A 16696-nucleotide genomic window follows, 5' to 3' on the forward strand; every position below is an offset into this window, starting at 1 on the left:
TGTCAACTGTCAACTGTCAACTGTCAACTGTCAACTGTCAACTGTCAACTGTCAACTGTCAACTGTCAACTGTCAACAGTTAACTAATTAACCTAAAATATGCTTTATATCTAAATGCTTTTCCACAGTATCTGCTAGAGAGTCTAACAGAGTTTCTCGGTGTTCTCGGTAATTAGGAATACCTGTAGGCAATGCGCGGAGTCCCCGCTGCTGCCGCAAGTGATTTAACCAAGCTCGCCGCCAAGCTCCGTTGTCAAAGATGCCGTGCAGGTATGTACCCCAAATTGATTGAGAAGTATTGACAATGCCTAAACTAGCATCGTCAAATAGCGGTTGAGTCAAATCTGACTCTAGGATTTGCGTTTTTCCTTGATGAATTTCGTAACCGGAAACTGGCAAACCCGGTTGAGGATAGTTAGATGTTACGATTCGTTGGCGGGCAATTTTGTTCGGTGCCATCGCAGTTTTCAAAGGCAGCAATCCTAATCCTGGAAATTCTCCCTTTTCTCCCTCAATGCCTTCTTTATCGGTGATACTTTGTCCCAGCATCTGAAAGCCGCCGCAAACTCCCATGACTGTACCGCCAGCTACTAAATAATTTTGAAGAGCTTTTGCCATACCTGTTTGGCGCAGCACCTGTAAATCGGAAATTGTAGTTTTAGAGCCTGGTAAAATCACGGCGTCTGGATGGCCTAAATGGTCTTTTGGGCTGACATATTTGACTGTGACGGTAGTTTCCGACTCCAGGGGGTCAAAGTCGGTAAAATTGGAAATTCGGGGCAGGCGGATGACTGAAATATTTATGTCGGTTTGAGAATTGGGAGAACGCCGATCGAGCAAATCGAGAGAATCTTCTGAGGGAAACACTTCGTCTATCCAAGGAATCACGCCCACTACCGGGATTCCCGTCCTTTCTTCTAGCCAAGTCAGGCCCGGATCTAATATCGATTTTTGCCCTCGGAACTTATTAATAATGAATCCTTTAATTAAAGCTCGTTCGTCTGGATCGAGCAATTCCAAAGTACCGATAATGTGAGCAAAAGCACCGCCGCGATCGATATCAACTACTAGCAAAGTTCGAGCTTTTAAATATTTAGCTACCCGCATATTTGTTAAATCGCGGTGTTTGAGATTAATCTCAGCAGGGCTGCCGGCTCCCTCACACACAATCATGTCAAATTCTTGCTTGAGAAATTCTAAAGAGTCCCGAATAGCTTGCCAGCCTATATCGAAATACTGTTCATAATATTGAGATGCTCGCACATTGGCGATCGCCCGGCCCTTGACAATCAATTGAGAAGTCATGTCTCCTTGTGGCTTGAGCAAAATCGGATTCATTTCTACCCAAGGTGCGACGCCCGCAGCCCAAGCTTGCACTGCTTGAGCGTAACCAATCTCTCCGCCGGCCGCTGTGACATAGGAATTCAGGGCCATATTCTGACCTTTAAACGGAGTTACCCGCCAGCCTCGCCGCTTAAAGATTCTACACAAAGCTGCAACGAGTAATGATTTCCCTGCGTGAGATGTTGTTCCCACGACCATAATTGCTTTCATAATATTAAGGGAGAAGGAAGAGGGAAGTTCGGCAACGGATTCTGTAACGGATGTAACGGATGTAACGGATGTAACGGATGTAACGGATGTAACGGATGTCAGTCCGAAGAAGGAAGAGGGAAGAAGGCAGAAGGCAGAAGGCAGAGGGCAGAAGGCAAAGGGAAGAGGGAAGAAGGCAGAAGAAAAAAGTAAGAAGTAAGAAGTAAGAAGTAAGAAGAAAAAAGTAAGAAGTAAGAAGTAAGAAGTAAGAAGGCAGAAGGCAGAAGGCAGAATAAAAAAAAATTCTGGTTTCTACCTTTTGTTTTCTGCCTCAAGATGACGGCTTATCTTCGCCGGATACATTCTCAGACTTGGATTCATCGGCCGCACGAGCAGCTTCTACTAGCTCCGAAGGGGGGGGATTCGGGCGAATCAATTCCGGTTGTTCTCCCTCAGAAGATGGTGTTTTATCTATGGAAGGGGGGGGATTCGGGCGAATCAATTCCGGTTGTTCTCCCTCAGAAGATGGTGTTTTATCTGTGGATTCGATCGAGATCACTGATACTGAAACCGTTTCCACCTGCACGCTCAACCCAGGTTCTCCCGGTACTTCTATCTCTACAGGCGCTGCCATTTCCACCACAGTCATTTCCAGAGATACAGCAGGGGCTTCTGCTTCCGGTACGCCTGCTGCTGCTTCCGGTTCATCAACTGCAGCCAGCGGTGTCTGGGTTTCCAGAGATACAGCCGGGGCTTCTGCTTCCGGTTCACCAACTGCAGCCAGAGGTGTCTGAATTTCAGCGGACGATCGATCTTCGATCGTCCCGTCCCCTATTGTGTCAGAACTCGCGGTTTCTGTAGCCATCAACTCGGCCATTGCTTCAACATTGGTGGGAAACGGCACTCCAAGGCTGGTTTCCACAACAGTGTTGCTGGTTTCGGCTGCCACCTCCGCAGCCGCCTGGGCTAATTCGGATTCGAGAATTTGGTCGATACCCGGTGCAGGAGTTGCCGTTATTTGAGATTCAGGTGCGATCGATTCTGGAGTCACGGAAGGTTTTGGCGTCTGGGGAGTTGCATCAGACTTGTTTTTACCCGCACCCCGTCCCAACATACCGCCGAGACTATTTTTGATATTGTCAAACAGACTACCGAAACCGCCGGCTTTTTTAGCTGGTTTAGGAGGAGTAGGAGGATTTGGGGCCGCCGTTGGGGCCGCCGCCGCTGCCGCTGCCGCCTGCGACTCTTTAACGGCTGTCCTCCATTCTGTTTCCTCGTCAAAATCATCGGCTTCTGGCTGCTGTTGAGGCTCTGGCTGAGCCTCTGCTGGCTCCACACTTGGTGCAACGGCTATTTCTGAAATTTCTAGAGGTAGAGGTAGAGGAGTGAAGCTGCTGGCTAATTCTGCTGGGGTTGGTGAAGTTTCAGCAGCAGGAGTTTCGACTGAAAAGACGGGTATTTCTGCAATTGCAGGTGGTTTCGAGTCGGGAATTTTCAAGTCTGGGGCGATCGCACTTTCAGCAATACTTTCAACTATGGGGGGAATCGCCGGTTGTTCCTCTAGCTTTACCTCGCCCTTATCCAGAGTGGGTGCTGGAACCACATCAGTTTTCGGTTTGGGCGATCGAACAAACTTAGGTTTTTTCGCTGCTGCGGGTTCTTTTTTCTTGGCAAACAAGCCAGCAAACGGCACGCCTCCTGCAGCCAAATTCGCCGACTGAGGAATCGGCGTTTGCTCAGCAACCGGTGTCACCTGCCGGCGCAAAGTCAGAGTTTCCCAGGCAAACCAGCCCAACATCGCCACGCCCGCCATTTGACCAAGCAGGAGAGCACCAGTAATTCGTCCCGCACAAGCCCATAAAATTAACGCATAAAAAAGCCCTACCCCGCTCCAGGTAAAATCACTTTTGCGGTGTACTTCTGGAAAAAAGAAGGCCGCCATGTAAATACTGAAGCTGCCTAGACCGACCGCTAACGCCAGAAAGTATGCAAGCATATTGTCGGTACCTCCGCTGTGTCAAATAACTTCTACGCGCTAATTCTACCTTTGAGAGAGACTCAACGGCTTCTTTCTCTAGGACAATTCTTGATTTTTAGGGAAGTTTGGCAATGCGCCGTGTATAGGATTTAACACGTTCAACGGATGTTGACGCCAGAAGTGCGAGTCAAGATTTCCCAATCTTCCCCACACCCCCTATTCCCATCACCCCCCTATCCCCACACCCCCTATTCCCATCACCCCCTGCTCAGTGGTGATAGATGTCACTTAAACTATGCCCGTGCGATCGCACCAAGGGACTGAGGATGTTTATATGTTGTAGGTGTAAGAGGAATTATGCCCTAGGGCGTATGTATGGGAGACAATGCCATGTTAGAAAAACTATTATTAGCTGCCGGCTTAACCTTATCGCTTCAAATATTTCCCGGACTCAGCACTTCCGCGCCGTTACCGAAAAATTTGGTATTGCGATCGAGCGATCGGCCGGCTCAAACCCAGAAACTTCCGATCGTTGCAGTACCTGCAGGCATCCAGCCGAATGTCCAATCCTAATGATACGTGCCAGCTCATACGTGCAAATGCGATCGGACTTAGGCAGAGCCTTTCTAATATTTTTTTCGAGCTGTCCTCTTTTCTATGTGGCTGTTCACAACTCATCAGTTTGTAGTCAGGACTTTAGTCCTCATTAATCTCACCTAATAAGGACTAAAGCCCTTACTACAAACCGTAGGTCAATAATGAGTAGCAGATTGAACATTAATTCCTATAACATACTACTAGACAAATCTCAACATCAACTTGTCAAGTAAAGACTTTTAAACCTTAAAAAACTTGGGAAACCTTGAGTAATGGCTCAAAATAGATATATGATGTCAGATTGAGATCGAAGCTAATAATACCAATTTATTGTAAAGTTGCACATATCTCGATCCCCCTAAATCCCCCTTAAGAAGGGGGACTTTGATAAGAATCTTGTTCCCCCCTTATTAAGGGGGGCGCCAGGGTGATCGGATTCTATGCAGCCGCATAAAAAATTGGTATAAGCACATTGACTATTAAATCAAGGAAAGTGAAAATGGGACTTAGCGATATTCTCTTGAATGAAAACCACAGAGAAACTTTTGTTGATGACTGTGTAAAGTTGATAGACCAACAAGTTGCAGCAGCGCCGGGATTGGGTGGTTTGGCTCTTAAAGCTGCCTACTCTACTGTCAAGGGGATACGGGCTGACTATTGCGCCCAAGTCCTCGATCAACTTCTGCCAGAAATCTCGATCGCACTCGATCCGATGTGGACTGAAGCCGTAAACAATGGCAACCCAGTAGAATATCTAGCCCAAAGAAAAGGTGAAGTAGCAGACGAATTGCTCCAGATAAGTGACAAAAGGGTCGAGAAAAGCACAAGATCGATGGTTAAAGGTGCCTATGCCAAACTCCGCCCCTCAGCTAAGACTTACGTGGAAAACGGAGTACCGGATTTAGCCGAAATTATTAATAAACATAGTGCGGCCTGATAAGTGAGCAACGGCTAAAAAACAGAATACCCAGATACCCGGCTTCTTCAAGAAATCGGGTATCTCAAATCCGACTTATTCGTAAGTTTGTAGTTAGGAGGGAGAGTCCTAATTTTATGCTTATCCATTGCCAACTACCCATTGATTGGCAGCCAATATTTTCAACATCGCCTGTCCGGTAATTCCCAACCCCAATAACATTACAAACATCGCGCTAATCGCCGGCATAAATTTGACTGCTGTGATCTGTTTGGGCAGTTTATCAAAATTTCGTTTGGCATAAACTAAGATTAATCCGATCGCACTCAGCACTAAAGCCAATCCCAAACTAAACGCTACAACTAACGTCATCCCCAAAGCAACATTGCCCAAAGCCGATGCACTCAACAGCATCACCAAAGCGGAAGGACAAGGCAACAAACCGCCGGAAATCCCCAACGCTAATAAGCTTTTCCAAGTAATAGCAGAACCGTCAGCACCAGGAGGCAAATGCGAATGAATCCGGCCGTCTCCGTGATGGTGGTAGTGGTGAGATATATCTGGTTTTACAGGTGTAAATTCTCTCTCCCAACTTCCTCTATTTAAAAGGTTTACTGGTTCCTCACGGTTTATATTAAGGAGTTCCGTTCTTAAAAAACAGTTTTTATTGAAAAATTTAGTCTTAATTTTTTTGATAAATTCAGTTTTCACGACTAACCTAGTCTTGAGTTTTTTTAATAGTAAATTTAGCCCGATGAAGGCCACTAATAAACCCGAGATTAAACTTAGCCAAGGATCTAATTTTTCTGGATCAATTAAGTTAGAAGCAAACAAAGTAATTCCGCCCACCGCAAACACGCCGGCAGTGTGAGTAATTGTAGTGGTTGCTGCTAGAAATAAAGCGTGTAGGGGAGTAGCCCGCGAACCCACTAAATAAGCGCCGACTATGGTTTTTCCGTGTCCGGGCGACATCGCGTGCACGCATCCCCAAGCAAATGCTCCCGCTATTGCTAGTAAAAAACTCCAACCTGAATCCCAGAGAGATTCATTTCCGGCTAACAAAAAGTCGCGGTTTTGCGGCGTAAATACAAAGCTTTTTACAGCACCCGCTTGCACAATCGTGGCTTGGCAGCTAGCTGTCGAAACTTCGGGCAAAAACAGATTGTAATTAATCCGCAATTTCTCTGGTTTGGAGATGGAAATTGAGTCAGGCAAAGCGGGGGTTTTATCTTGAGAAGGTGCGGGCCAGGTGTAGTCTAAAATTAAGGTGCTGTGGGTATTCGGCTGCTGGATTGAAATGGCGGTTTTAGCTGCTATTTCTAGCGGGTTTACTGCTACGGAGCCTTGAATATTGCTACTGTTGGCGATGCGGATTTGTTGGCTAAAAAACTTTTCTAGCTGTGTTTGGTGCTTGCGAACTTCAGCAGGTTGTAGCTGGCTGTCTCGATTGTCGTCGGCGAAGTTTGTTAAACCGGTTGGGAAAGTTAATGTTATTTCGGTTTGCAAATCTTTGACTACTATTTCTGCTACGGATAAGTCTGACCAGTGCGAGTAAACTGGTCTGGTTGAGGTTGTTAGTAACAAGGAAAGTGTCAGGAAGAATAGGAGGAAAAACCTTAGTAATTGGTTCAACTTATAGTGCATAAATACCTTCGTTTTTAGGTAATTTGTTTGTGAATTATTTGTGTTTGTTGGGATTTTTGAGGCGATCAATCTTTTCGTGAGTCTCACAGTCCGCCAGGGGTTGAAACCCCTGTCTCATAGCGAAAGTCGGTTTCAACCGACTAAAAGATTTTTTACTTTTTAGTGAAATCTTTTAGTCCTCTTGACAGGACTTAAGCTTTTAGCCAGGGGTTGAAACCCCTGGCGGATTGACGGAATAGCGAACTTTGCCGAATGGCTGCTATTAGCTAATCTCAAAATTCATAACTTCCCAAACCTAATGCTTGGCGAGATCGATCGTCAAAATTCGGGTCAATTTCCTTGGACTTTTGAAAATAAGCGCGAGATTCAGCATCCTTACCTAAAGTACGGGCGATCGCAGCAGCCCGGTAAAACATACCCGCATCCCGAATGCCCGATCGCACTATTTCGGCCATCACTCGATCGGCCTTTTGCCATTCCCCAGCGGCGGAAAGCGCCCAAGCCAAAGTATCCAACGTCACAGCATCCCGCCGAATTTTCACCTCATCCTGCATTAACACCAGCGCTTCCGCAACATCCTGCGATCGACCTTTTTCCAGCAGCAAACTTGCCAAATCGCGCCGGTGTCCGAAACCGCGAGCTCCAGAAACCTGTTCCTGTCGCAGCCCTGCTTCTGCTTTGTCGCGAAGTCGCCGGGATTCGATCGCATCACCCTGCAAATCCTTCACCCTCGCCATACCGCGATCGACAATGCGATCGAACACAGTCGCAACCGGGCCAGAATACGCAGAAACCTTGCTGTAATAGCCTTCCGCCTCCCGATAATTGCCCTGCCGCGTCTCCAAATCCGCCAAATAAATCAGCGCCAGCGGGTATCGCGGCACCAACCGCAGCGCCTCCAAAAACAGCGCTTTCGCCTGCACAAACTGCCCGCGACGCGCGTAAAATCGACCCAAGAGCGATCGGGCCCGCGCCGAACCAGCAACCTCTCCCGGTTCCTCCGCCGCCATTGCTTGCCGGTAATCCTGCAAAACCTCAGCATCTCGGCCCTGAGACTCTCTCGCTAAAGCTCTCAAAGTGAGAGAACCCAAGTTAGGAATCCGGTTAACTAAGGCTTCTGCGGCTGCATTTGCCTCGCTCACTTTACCCATCGCTAAGTGAGATGTAACTGAAAGGGCGATCGCATCTTCATTATCAGAACCCGCCTGTTTAGCAAAGCGCAAAGCAGTAGCAAAATCGTGTCTCGCCTCAGCAATCCGAGCTAAAACTAACAGCGCACCTTTGTTGTCAAAAGGCAAATCGGCGATCGACCTTTGAGCCGCTTGTTCTGCCAATAAAAACCAACCTCCCTCCCCAGTAGCGCGAGCCATTTTTAAATAAGCTCCCGCCAGCGCCGCCCGGTTCAAACCGCTGCGGGAATCAACGGCCAACCGCTGCTGGTAAAAAGCAATCTCTTGCTGAATTGCTTCCTTTTGATTGGGATTATTTCTCAAACTTTCCGAAAAATGATATCGGTAATTAGTATCGAGATTTTCGGGACTTTTGTTAGGAACAAATCCTGAAATAAAACGCCAATTAGGAGATAAATTTACTACTACCATCCCAACTAAAGGAACTACTATCAGCAGCCACCACGAGAAAAGATTAGATTTTATTTCCGGTTTAGTTTTAGTTTTCATACATCCGCGTTCATCTGCGTTAATCCGCCTTCATCTGCGGTCAAAAAAAGTCTTTTCTATTGTGGTAAGGTGCGTCGCCATCTATAATCTGCAAGTTTCATTAAAAATCTCATAGCGACGCACCCTACATTCATAGAGCTGTCAACTGCCAACTGTCAACTGTCAACTGTCAACTGTCAACTGACTAATTAGGCAAAGCCAAATAAGGAAAATTCCGTTCTAAAGGTTTGTGTCCCTGAGCCGGATTTCCCGGAGTTCCGTTATATGAAACGTTATCGCCAACCGGAGAACCCACCAAAGCTCCCAGAGTGATATCAATAACGTCGTCCATCAGCATACGACCTCCGATCAAGCTTCCTTGAGCATTTGTAGCGCTAGCGTAGCCGCTGGTTTTTGTGGTATCAATCCGCATGACATCGGGTAAGAAAGCTCCGGCGATCGCATTTGGATCGACATTATCCCGACCGTCCAAAAGATCGACAGCATTCAGAGTAGCAACAGCTTCCTGACGCACCGGAGCAGCAGCAGCGCTCAAATCCGATCTCGGAGGAATATTATTGAATGCTTCCAGATAAGCGGGAGTAACTATCAAACCCTCATTAATTGCAGGTCTTGCTAAACGCTCGAATTGTTTAAAACCGCCAGCTCCATCCCGGATCGAAACTGTTGACCAAACATCAAAAGTATTAGCCCCTGTTCCTGCTTGCAAAAACGCTTTCGGAACGCGGACAGCAATTGTATTGACGTTGTAACCTTTAGTAAAGTCGATCGCTTGACTCGGTTCTTTAAAAGCAGTGCGCGGCCCCGTTCCCAAAGCTGCGGCGCGAACTCTAAAAAATTGTTCCACATCAAAGAAAAACGGGTCTTCCCGTAAACCCGCAAATACAGTCAAGTTAGAACCGCCCACAGGTACTGTATTCAAAACAGCATTAGAATTCAGCGGAGTTGTGGCAATTAGCCCGCCGTTAACTGTAGCCTTAGTAGTTGTCTCCGAGCCGTTGCGAACAACAGTTACAGCTACCGCTTGCATACCTTGATTGTTAGGCGGACTGAAGGCAAACCGCAAGATAATATCCGAGCGTCCAGTAGGTGTAGAATTCACGTCACCTACCTGCGTGATATGAAATTGGTAGAGGGCTGTAGTGCTGAAATAATATTGATAACGGGCGACAGACCTGGGATTTGAATTCATAGTAAATACTAAATCCCCGTCCGCAGCACCGGAGTTTTGGTCTTTTTCGCGATATACATACAGGTCAGTTAAATTGACCGCGCGACCTTTGATATCTACTTCGCCGTCGTCGTGGTCGGAAGCAACAATTATCCCTGGAGTTAATAGAGCAATTAGAGCTACTTCAATAGCTAGTATGGTTCGGCGAATTTTTTTTGTGAGCTTCACAGTTAGCACCTTTATTTCAATGAAATTTTTGCACAAATCAATGGTAAATAACCCGCATTCGCGGGTTTTACTTTTGTAGCAACAGGTTGAAATCTGTCAACCTGTCGGGCTTTTGCGCTATTGCTGAGCCTTCTCCTATTGGTGGTATACGAAGGTTTGGCAATTTTGGATCTGTGCTGCCAGACTAATTTATGTAAAAAAGTGGGTAATTAAGGATTTACTCGTTCCCGGACTATTCTTGGAAATGCCCGATCGGAGACACATCCACCCTCGCTATACAAGAGACAGAGCATCGCTTATATGGGTTTCCAGACTCTTCTTGGGAGCGATCGAACAAAGCTTGGGAACGAGTGAATGGCGCGGTTTTGACTCTTCACGCTCAGGGATTTTTTCGTTCTGCATAAAGCGGATTGGTAAGTCTCCAAAAAATCACTAATTAGGTGGTAAAATCCAAGATGACTTGGGATTTTTACAATTCAAAGCACGACAAAATTAGCCGGAAAAGGCATACTCCCGCTTGTACCCCCAACTTCAAACTTACAATTATGTTCTGTAGTGATATACGCCGAATTGTTAATTTTGGATCTGTGCCGTCAAAACAAAAATTTTGGGTACACTGAAATGACAGGCCAGAAGTCAGGCGATGAATCGCTGCTTTTAGTGCAGATTGCCCGGAAAGACCAAACGGCATTAGCTAAACTTTACGATCGCTACGGTCGCCCAAGTTACGCTCTCGCTTACAAAATCCTGGGTTCGGTAGAAGAAGCTGAAGAAGTGGTAATCGATGTTTTTTCCCAAATTTGGCAAAAAGCAGCAACTTACGATCCTTCTCGCAGTCGAGCAGATACGTGGTTGTTCATGCTGACCCGCAGTCGTTCCCTCGATCGGCTCCGAGCGATTCAGCGAACAGTCCGGGCTGCTGAAGCTTGTCTGGAAGATGCTAAAATACCCATCTCTAGCGTTGCAGAACCGATGGAAGATGCAATGTTTAAAGAACGCAGGGAACAAGTCAAAGCAGCCTTAGAAAAACTGCCCAAGGAACAGCAAGAGGCGATCGAACTCGCCTACTACCAAGGGCTGACTTGCGCCGCGATATCAGCTAAAACTGGTATCCCGACAGGTACAATTAAAACCAGAATTCGGTTGGGTATTTCCAAATTGCGTCAAGCTTTGAGCGAACATTTTTTTTAGATGGTCAAAAAACAAAATTTAAGTTGTTTAACCTCAATCTAAAATTATGACCTCTCCAATCATCCATCTTGAGTGCGAGGGCAGCAGACCAATTTCCAGTTTAAAATCAACCTAGGCTGAATTACAATTAATGGCGGAAAACAGATGGAAATGATGCCAGACGAGGAATATAAAATCCTTGCAGCCCTTCAAGCTCTCGATATCCTCGACGAGTCAGAACGCGGCGCATTTGCAGAGAAATTGAAAGAGTCCGCAGAACTTACAAGTGAATTAGCTGCTTTGGAATCAACAATTGCCGCGATCGCCTACACAGCCCCCCCAGTTCCAGTCGCCCCCGACCTCAAAAACCGCCTGTTACAGCGCATAGCCGAACTGCCGCCAACCCAGGCAGAATCAGTAAATATCGAGCCAATTGTTACCTCCCCAACAGAGAACAATGCTCCATCTTTAATCGTGCGATCGAATGATGTCAAATGGAAATCTTATGGAGTTCCGGGAGTCTCATTTGGCAAGCTTTATATTGACAAAACAAATCGCCAAATTACCTGCTTGCTGCGACTTGAACCGGGAGTAACATTTCCCCTGCACCGACACGCTGCCTCGGAGGAAGTGTTTGTATTAGAAGGAGACTTAATTGTAGAAGGGGAAATTTGCCATCAAGGCGACTACATTCGATCGGTTCCCGGTTCCATACATTCCTCCCTCACACAAGGGGGATGTTTGCTGTTAATGAAAACTTCCATAGACAACGAAATGCTCGTCTGATATTATGTTTGTTGAATTACCGACAGCTTGGAGGGCGGGCTTATGTAGATTTTTAGTTAGAATTACAGATTGTTGGTGAAACCAGACCCTACAATTATTTTGGTTAATTTACCAGACACGCTCTCACTCAAAAACACCCGCCTTGCTCCGCATTCTGCGGTTAAAAATGCCAATATATTACATAATTTCCATGCTAAATTACTCGCGCTTAACTGCTGTTATATCCGCCGTTATTATACAATTTGTACCCAGCAACCAAAGCGCGATCGCCCAAGAACGCGAAGGATGTTTTCTTGTTAATTCAGTGGGAGAAGTAATTAACTTAAATTTGTTGTGTTCGCCTCAAGAATCAGACATTAAGCTGACAGGAAACGATGGGAAATTTCTCGAAGACTACAAACGCTTAGCAAAAAGTTACTCTCCCGAAGCAACGGATAATTTACTGCAAGCCATCCAAAGGGCCCCTGGTCAAAAAATTGCGGCCGCTAAAAGAATGTGTGCGGAAGCAAAATCGGGAGTTTCTCTGCCGGAAGTTAAATTAAGAGCGATCGGGCAAGCAGCGAGTATCGAAAATCCAACTGTCAAAGAAAGTTTTCTGGCGGATGCCGATATTATTACTACTCTTGCCGCCAACCATTATTGCCCGGAGTTAGCCAGTAAGTAATATCATGAAATTTGGAGAGACACGCTAAGCGAGCATCTCAGTTTTGCTTTTACTATCCCTGTGCGATCGTCCGCCTCCCACTCCTAAAAAATACTTGTTACAAAACTGAGATGCTTCCCACGGTAATGCCGCGTCTCTACTTGCAGCAACGATCCATGAAATTACCGGAAATGAAACATTTAAAATCAAGTTCCGCCGACTTGCGGGATTTATTCAAAGACAGCATTACAGTTAAATATCTCGCGGAACCGCTGAAAGCTGTCCCCGCTTGCGAAGACGCAGCCAAGTTGCGATCGTGGATGGAGGCCCGCGATTTTGACGTACTCGGTATCGAAGAAAACGGCACGGTTTGTGGCTATGTAGAACGATCGCACTTAAAGACAGGCAAGTGCAGCGACTACCAGCAAATTTTTCACCCCTCCCAATTAATTGCCGCCGCCACTCCTTTGATGGAATTGCTGCCACTGCTGCGAGAAAAACCGAGATTATTTGTATTAGAAAGCAACAGGATCGACGGGATCGTTACCTGCGGCGATTTGCAAAAAGCACCGGTGCGGATGCTGCTGTTTGGATTGGTGACGCTTCTGGAAATGAATTTATTACGGATCGTGCGGATTTACTTTCCCCAAGATTCTTGGCAAAAATTGCTTAAGGGCGATCGCATTTTAGCCGCCAAACACCTTTGGGAATTGGGGCGATCGCGAAATGAAGCAATTGACTTAATTGATTACCTGCAATTCTGCGACAAGCGAGATTTAATCCTGACTTCTGCTGAAATAGTCGATCGGCTGGGGCTCAAATCCAAACGCTACGGGGAGCGTTTTTTAAAGTCAGCAGAAGCATTGAGAAACAAATTAGCTCACGCTCAAGATTTAATTAACGGTTCTTCTTGGCCGGAAGTAATTTTTTTGGCTCAGGAAATAGAAGCGCTTTTGCAGCGTTGCGAAGAAATTGAAATGGCGGCACCTAATGAAGCTGAGAGCATTTAAAAAATCAGAAAGGTTCGAGACTAAAAAATGAAAAATCAATAACTTGCACAATTAAACCCCAGAAGCTTTGATCCAAGGTAAACTATTGCTCTATTAGTCACCTTCTTTATTTTTCATTCCTTAGCAATTAGGAAGCTAATTTAACGGTAAATTCCGAAAAATTCAGTAAAAACGAGCTGCAACTTTTCCAGAACTCCGACTTCAAGAGAGTGCCGACTTCTTTAAGCAGTCGGCACTATATATTAATCTCTCTTACGAGCAACAATGTGAAAAATATGCCAGTGTTTTTCCTCGCCTAGCGCCGTTACTCCAGGATGTTCTTCTTCGTCAAACCACTCAATCTGCAAGGACTTTAGCAGCACTTGAATTTGTTCGCGAGTATGATGAGTGCGATCGGGGTAAACAGCCCATGAGTCGCGATCGCCAAACAATTGACCGCAGAAATATCCTCCTGGATTTAGCGATGTCACGATCGTTTCCCAAAGATGGGGGAAATCGGCGGGCTGACAAAAAGGAAGGCAAAAACTGGCATTGATTAGATCGATCGATTGAGGCAAAGTTAAGGTTTCAAAACGCATCAATTGAGTTTGGAGCAGATCGCGTTGAATCGGACGATCCAGCAAGCGATCGAAGGCATTTTGTTCCCTGTCAATCGCTAAAACCCGCCAGCCTCGACGCAGGAGTTCCACCGTATCTCGTCCATCGCCACAGCCTAAATCTACAGCGAATCGAGGACGATCTAGCAACGGTTCCGTGTCAAAAATTGACAAAGCTTTCAGCAAAGTTTCATGCGGCGGGCGACCTTCCACCGCTTGATAGTAAGTCACCCAATTCTGTTTCATCTTCTTCTTCCTCCTCTACAAATTTCCCCTCTTCTTCTGGCTCTTAATTTTTAATTTTTAGTTTCCTGTTAGTATACTGAGGAACCCAGCCTTGAGCACTGGTGTAATACTGCAAGGCTTTCAAGTACAGCGACGGAGTGAGATAAAACCAATGTTCGGTATTGGCAGGCACTTTAATGTATTCTTCAGCTTGCAGCATTAATTGTACCTGAGAGCCGTTAGAATACACAAACCCAAAAACGCATTCCCCAGCTAAAATGTGAAGAACTTCTGCATCTGTGTGGGTGTGAGTGCGATCGCTTTGAGTCATCAGCGCGTAAATCTGCTGCGAACCTGGATGCAGCACTTTCAAGTCGCACCACTTATATCCGCTGGCGCGCTTAAACTCTTCAAACTCGCTATTAAATGCTCCGAGAATCTGCTGTTTTTCTGTAACATTGAGAATGTCTTGAACTAGCAGTTCCTGAAACGCCGGATTTTTGTTTGTGGGCAGGGAATCGATCTCAATATTTAAAACGGCCAGTTGACTCGCGATCCCCCGGATATCCGTATATGTTCTACCGTCTTCTAGTTGCAGAACAGCCATATTACCACCTAATGTTTTGAGCTTTGAGGGAAATTTAGTTTCCATTTTTAAGCTGCTGTTTTAAGCTTTCGTCAAAAACTAAACTCCTGCTTTTTTTCAATAATAGCCGATCGCTAAAATCCTATATCTACCTTCATAATCATCAAAGAATTACCACAGATGAGATGATTTGTTGAGTTATTTAAGTTTTATTTCTAATTCTCAGAGTGGGGCTGGGAATGCAGATCCATAGGCTGTGGCTATTTTTTAGGGTTCGATGTTTAAACGGGCGATCAGTAAAACACCGCCTACAGCATGAAAAGACAGAAACACAGCCTCAATCTATAAAAATCTCGTCAGATTAGCTTACAATACAAGACTAAAGCTCAAAATTACGGCGCAGCCTCATTGCTGCTACTTTTATGTCTCTACCTATAGTTGCTATTATTGGACGCCCCAATGTAGGCAAATCGACGATCGTCAACCGTTTAGCCAACACCCAAGACGCGATCGTCCACGACGAACCAGGAATCACGCGTGATCGCACTTACAGACCAGCATACTGGGGCGATCGGGAATATCAAGTCGTAGACACCGGCGGGCTAGTATTCGACGACGAGACCGAATTTCTGCCTTTAATTCGCGAACAAGCAATGGCGGCCCTCGCAGAAGCCAGCGCAGCCATTTTCGTAGTTGACGGAAAAACCGGGCTCACCGGCGGCGACGAAGCGATCGCATCTTGGCTGAGACTGCAAAAAGTCCCAGTCATTCTCGCCGTCAACAAATGCGAATCGGAAAATACAGGACTCACCCAAGCAGCAGACTTTTGGCAATTGGGAATGGGAGAACCTTACCCAATTTCCGGCATTCACGGCAACGGCACCGGCGAATTGCTTGACAAATTAATTACTTACCTTCCCACGGAAGTATTACCAGAAGTTGAGGAAATTAAAGTAGCAATTATCGGTCGTCCCAACGTCGGAAAATCGAGTTTGTTAAACGCCTTTCTCGGAGAAAATCGCGCCATAGTCAGCCCGATTTCCGGCACAACCCGCGACGCGATCGACACCTTAGTAGAACGCAACGGTAAAACCTACCGCCTGATTGACACAGCCGGAATTCGCAAAAAGAAAAACGTCGAATACGGCGCAGAATTTTTCGGGATCAACCGCGCTTTCAAAGCCATCCGCCGCGCCAATGTCATACTGTTAGTAATTGACGCAATTGACGGCGTTACGGATCAAGACCAAAAATTAGCCGATCGCATCAGCCAAGAAGGTCGCGCCTGCATCATAGTCGTCAACAAATGGGATGCCGTAGAAAAAGAGTCCGACACCATATACGAGTACGAAAGAGAAGTAAGAACCCGACTTTATTTCCTCGACTGGGCAGAAATGATTTTTGTTAGCGCCATGAGTGGACAGCGAGTTGAAAAAATCATTGAATTAGTAGATAAAGCCTCCGACGAACACAAACGTCGCGTCCCTACCGCCGTCATTAACGAAGTCATAGAAGAAGCCACAACCTGGCACTCAGCCCCAGTTACCCGCCAAGGAAAACAAGGCAAAATCTATTACGGTACTCAAGTGCGATCGCAGCCACCGACAATCGCCCTATTCGTCAACGATCCCAAACGCTTCACCGAAAACTACCGCCGCTACATGGAAAGCCAATTCCGCAAACACCTAGGCTTTACCGGTACACCAATGCGGCTACTTTGGAGAGGCAAAAAAGTTCGTGCCACCGAAATGAGCACAACAAACAGAGCACTGCGGGTCAAGTGATTTTAGATTTTAGATTTTGGATTTTAGATTGAAGAGAAAACGCAGTTTAATGGTATAATTAAGTTGCGATTTTTTTCTTTTGTCTTCCTTCGCCTCTTGGCAATTCAATTACTTGGTATTTGAAACAATTCCAAATCAAACAATCTAAAA

The 16696-nt window shown here is 46.0% G+C and carries 14 protein-coding genes; 7 read left to right on the top strand and 7 right to left on the bottom strand.

Translation table 11 applies throughout. The features are described from left to right. Positions 1 to 87: 87 nt before the first annotated feature. Positions 88 to 1554, bottom strand: a complete 1467-nt coding sequence (gene cobQ / locus QT979_RS18855) for a cobyric acid synthase CobQ (RefSeq protein WP_333311382.1) — start codon at positions 1552 to 1554, stop codon at positions 88 to 90. A gap of 310 nt (positions 1555 to 1864) precedes the next feature. Beyond that, a complete protein-coding gene (locus tag QT979_RS18860) occupies positions 1865 to 3529 on the bottom strand; it encodes a Ycf66 family protein (RefSeq protein ID WP_333311383.1) in 1665 nt (554 codons plus the stop codon). Between the two features lie 372 nt (positions 3530 to 3901). Here QT979_RS18860 and QT979_RS18865 point away from each other — a divergent pair, with 372 nt between their 5' ends. Both QT979_RS18865 and QT979_RS18870 read left to right on the top strand, forming a co-directional pair. After that, complete coding sequence (locus QT979_RS18865; RefSeq protein ID WP_333080764.1) at positions 3902 to 4084, top strand: hypothetical protein; 183 nt, start codon at positions 3902 to 3904, stop codon at positions 4082 to 4084. Positions 4085 to 4607: 523 nt separating this feature from the next. Then, positions 4608 to 5045 carry a DUF6918 family protein gene (locus tag QT979_RS18870; RefSeq protein WP_333311384.1) on the top strand — a complete coding sequence of 146 codons (438 nt, stop codon included), beginning with the start codon at positions 4608 to 4610 and terminating at the stop codon, positions 5043 to 5045. A 120-nt stretch (positions 5046 to 5165) separates the two neighbouring features. On the opposite strand, the gene QT979_RS18875 is transcribed toward QT979_RS18870, so the two are convergent. The 3 genes from QT979_RS18875 to QT979_RS18885 form a co-directional block, all read right to left on the bottom strand. Further along, positions 5166 to 6668, bottom strand: coding sequence for a HoxN/HupN/NixA family nickel/cobalt transporter (locus QT979_RS18875; protein WP_333311385.1), 1503 nt, complete (start codon positions 6666 to 6668; stop codon positions 5166 to 5168). A gap of 272 nt (positions 6669 to 6940) precedes the next feature. Beyond that, positions 6941 to 8347 (bottom strand): hypothetical protein, encoded by a 1407-nt coding sequence (locus tag QT979_RS18880; RefSeq protein ID WP_333311386.1) that lies wholly within the window; start codon positions 8345 to 8347, stop codon positions 6941 to 6943. 184 nt (positions 8348 to 8531) lie between these two features. Beyond that, positions 8532 to 9746 carry a DUF4331 domain-containing protein gene (locus tag QT979_RS18885; RefSeq protein ID WP_333311387.1) on the bottom strand — a complete coding sequence of 405 codons (1215 nt, stop codon included), beginning with the start codon at positions 9744 to 9746 and terminating at the stop codon, positions 8532 to 8534. A gap of 621 nt (positions 9747 to 10367) precedes the next feature. Between QT979_RS18885 and QT979_RS18890 the strand changes: the two genes are divergently transcribed. The 4 genes from QT979_RS18890 to QT979_RS18905 all read left to right on the top strand — a co-directional run bounded on the left by QT979_RS18890 (position 10368) and on the right by QT979_RS18905 (position 13355). Next, entirely contained in the window at positions 10368 to 10937 is a 570-nt protein-coding gene (locus QT979_RS18890) for a sigma-70 family RNA polymerase sigma factor (RefSeq protein ID WP_333211863.1), read from the top strand. Between the two features lie 150 nt (positions 10938 to 11087). Continuing rightward, positions 11088 to 11702: a cupin domain-containing protein gene (locus tag QT979_RS18895; RefSeq protein ID WP_333311388.1), complete on the top strand. Its 615-nt coding sequence runs from the start codon at positions 11088 to 11090 to the stop codon at positions 11700 to 11702. 166 nt (positions 11703 to 11868) lie between these two features. Next, positions 11869 to 12366: a DUF732 domain-containing protein gene (locus tag QT979_RS18900; RefSeq protein ID WP_333311389.1), complete on the top strand. Its 498-nt coding sequence runs from the start codon at positions 11869 to 11871 to the stop codon at positions 12364 to 12366. A 170-nt stretch (positions 12367 to 12536) separates the two neighbouring features. Further along, on the top strand, positions 12537 to 13355 hold the full coding sequence (locus tag QT979_RS18905) for a hypothetical protein (RefSeq protein ID WP_333211857.1): 819 nt from the start codon (positions 12537 to 12539) through the stop codon (positions 13353 to 13355). Between the two features lie 242 nt (positions 13356 to 13597). On the opposite strand, the gene QT979_RS18910 is transcribed toward QT979_RS18905, so the two are convergent. Beyond that, the gene (locus tag QT979_RS18910) at positions 13598 to 14197 is read right to left on the bottom strand and encodes a class I SAM-dependent methyltransferase (RefSeq protein ID WP_333211855.1); all 600 of its coding nucleotides are present in this window, start codon (positions 14195 to 14197) and stop codon (positions 13598 to 13600) included. 43 nt (positions 14198 to 14240) lie between these two features. Beyond that, positions 14241 to 14828 (bottom strand): acireductone dioxygenase, encoded by a 588-nt coding sequence (locus QT979_RS18915; protein ID WP_333211854.1) that lies wholly within the window; start codon positions 14826 to 14828, stop codon positions 14241 to 14243. 356 nt (positions 14829 to 15184) lie between these two features. Here QT979_RS18915 and der point away from each other — a divergent pair, with 356 nt between their 5' ends. After that, on the top strand, positions 15185 to 16546 hold the full coding sequence (der, locus tag QT979_RS18920) for a ribosome biogenesis GTPase Der (protein WP_333211852.1): 1362 nt from the start codon (positions 15185 to 15187) through the stop codon (positions 16544 to 16546). Positions 16547 to 16696 lie beyond the last annotated feature (150 nt).

The sequence above is a fragment of the Microcoleus sp. w2-18bC1 genome, assembly GCF_036700365.1.
Lineage (GTDB): Bacteria > Cyanobacteriota > Cyanobacteriia > Cyanobacteriales > Microcoleaceae > Microcoleus.

What these genes read in the sequence shown, in the direction of transcription:
- cobQ (WP_333311382.1), bottom strand. Translation starts at nt 1,554, where the DNA reads ATGAAAGCAATTATGGTCGTGGGAACAACATCTCACGCAGGGAAATCA.
- QT979_RS18860 (WP_333311383.1), bottom strand. Translation starts at nt 3,529, where the DNA reads ATGCTTGCATACTTTCTGGCGTTAGCGGTCGGTCTAGGCAGCTTCAGT.
- QT979_RS18865 (WP_333080764.1), top strand. Translation starts at nt 3,902, where the DNA reads ATGTTAGAAAAACTATTATTAGCTGCCGGCTTAACCTTATCGCTTCAA.
- QT979_RS18870 (WP_333311384.1), top strand. Translation starts at nt 4,608, where the DNA reads ATGGGACTTAGCGATATTCTCTTGAATGAAAACCACAGAGAAACTTTT.
- QT979_RS18875 (WP_333311385.1), bottom strand. Translation starts at nt 6,668, where the DNA reads ATGCACTATAAGTTGAACCAATTACTAAGGTTTTTCCTCCTATTCTTC.
- QT979_RS18880 (WP_333311386.1), bottom strand. Translation starts at nt 8,347, where the DNA reads ATGAAAACTAAAACTAAACCGGAAATAAAATCTAATCTTTTCTCGTGG.
- QT979_RS18890 (WP_333211863.1), top strand. Translation starts at nt 10,368, where the DNA reads ATGACAGGCCAGAAGTCAGGCGATGAATCGCTGCTTTTAGTGCAGATT.
- QT979_RS18895 (WP_333311388.1), top strand. Translation starts at nt 11,088, where the DNA reads ATGATGCCAGACGAGGAATATAAAATCCTTGCAGCCCTTCAAGCTCTC.
- QT979_RS18900 (WP_333311389.1), top strand. Translation starts at nt 11,869, where the DNA reads ATGCCAATATATTACATAATTTCCATGCTAAATTACTCGCGCTTAACT.
- QT979_RS18905 (WP_333211857.1), top strand. Translation starts at nt 12,537, where the DNA reads ATGAAACATTTAAAATCAAGTTCCGCCGACTTGCGGGATTTATTCAAA.
- QT979_RS18910 (WP_333211855.1), bottom strand. Translation starts at nt 14,197, where the DNA reads ATGAAACAGAATTGGGTGACTTACTATCAAGCGGTGGAAGGTCGCCCG.
- QT979_RS18915 (WP_333211854.1), bottom strand. Translation starts at nt 14,828, where the DNA reads ATGGAAACTAAATTTCCCTCAAAGCTCAAAACATTAGGTGGTAATATG.
- der (WP_333211852.1), top strand. Translation starts at nt 15,185, where the DNA reads ATGTCTCTACCTATAGTTGCTATTATTGGACGCCCCAATGTAGGCAAA.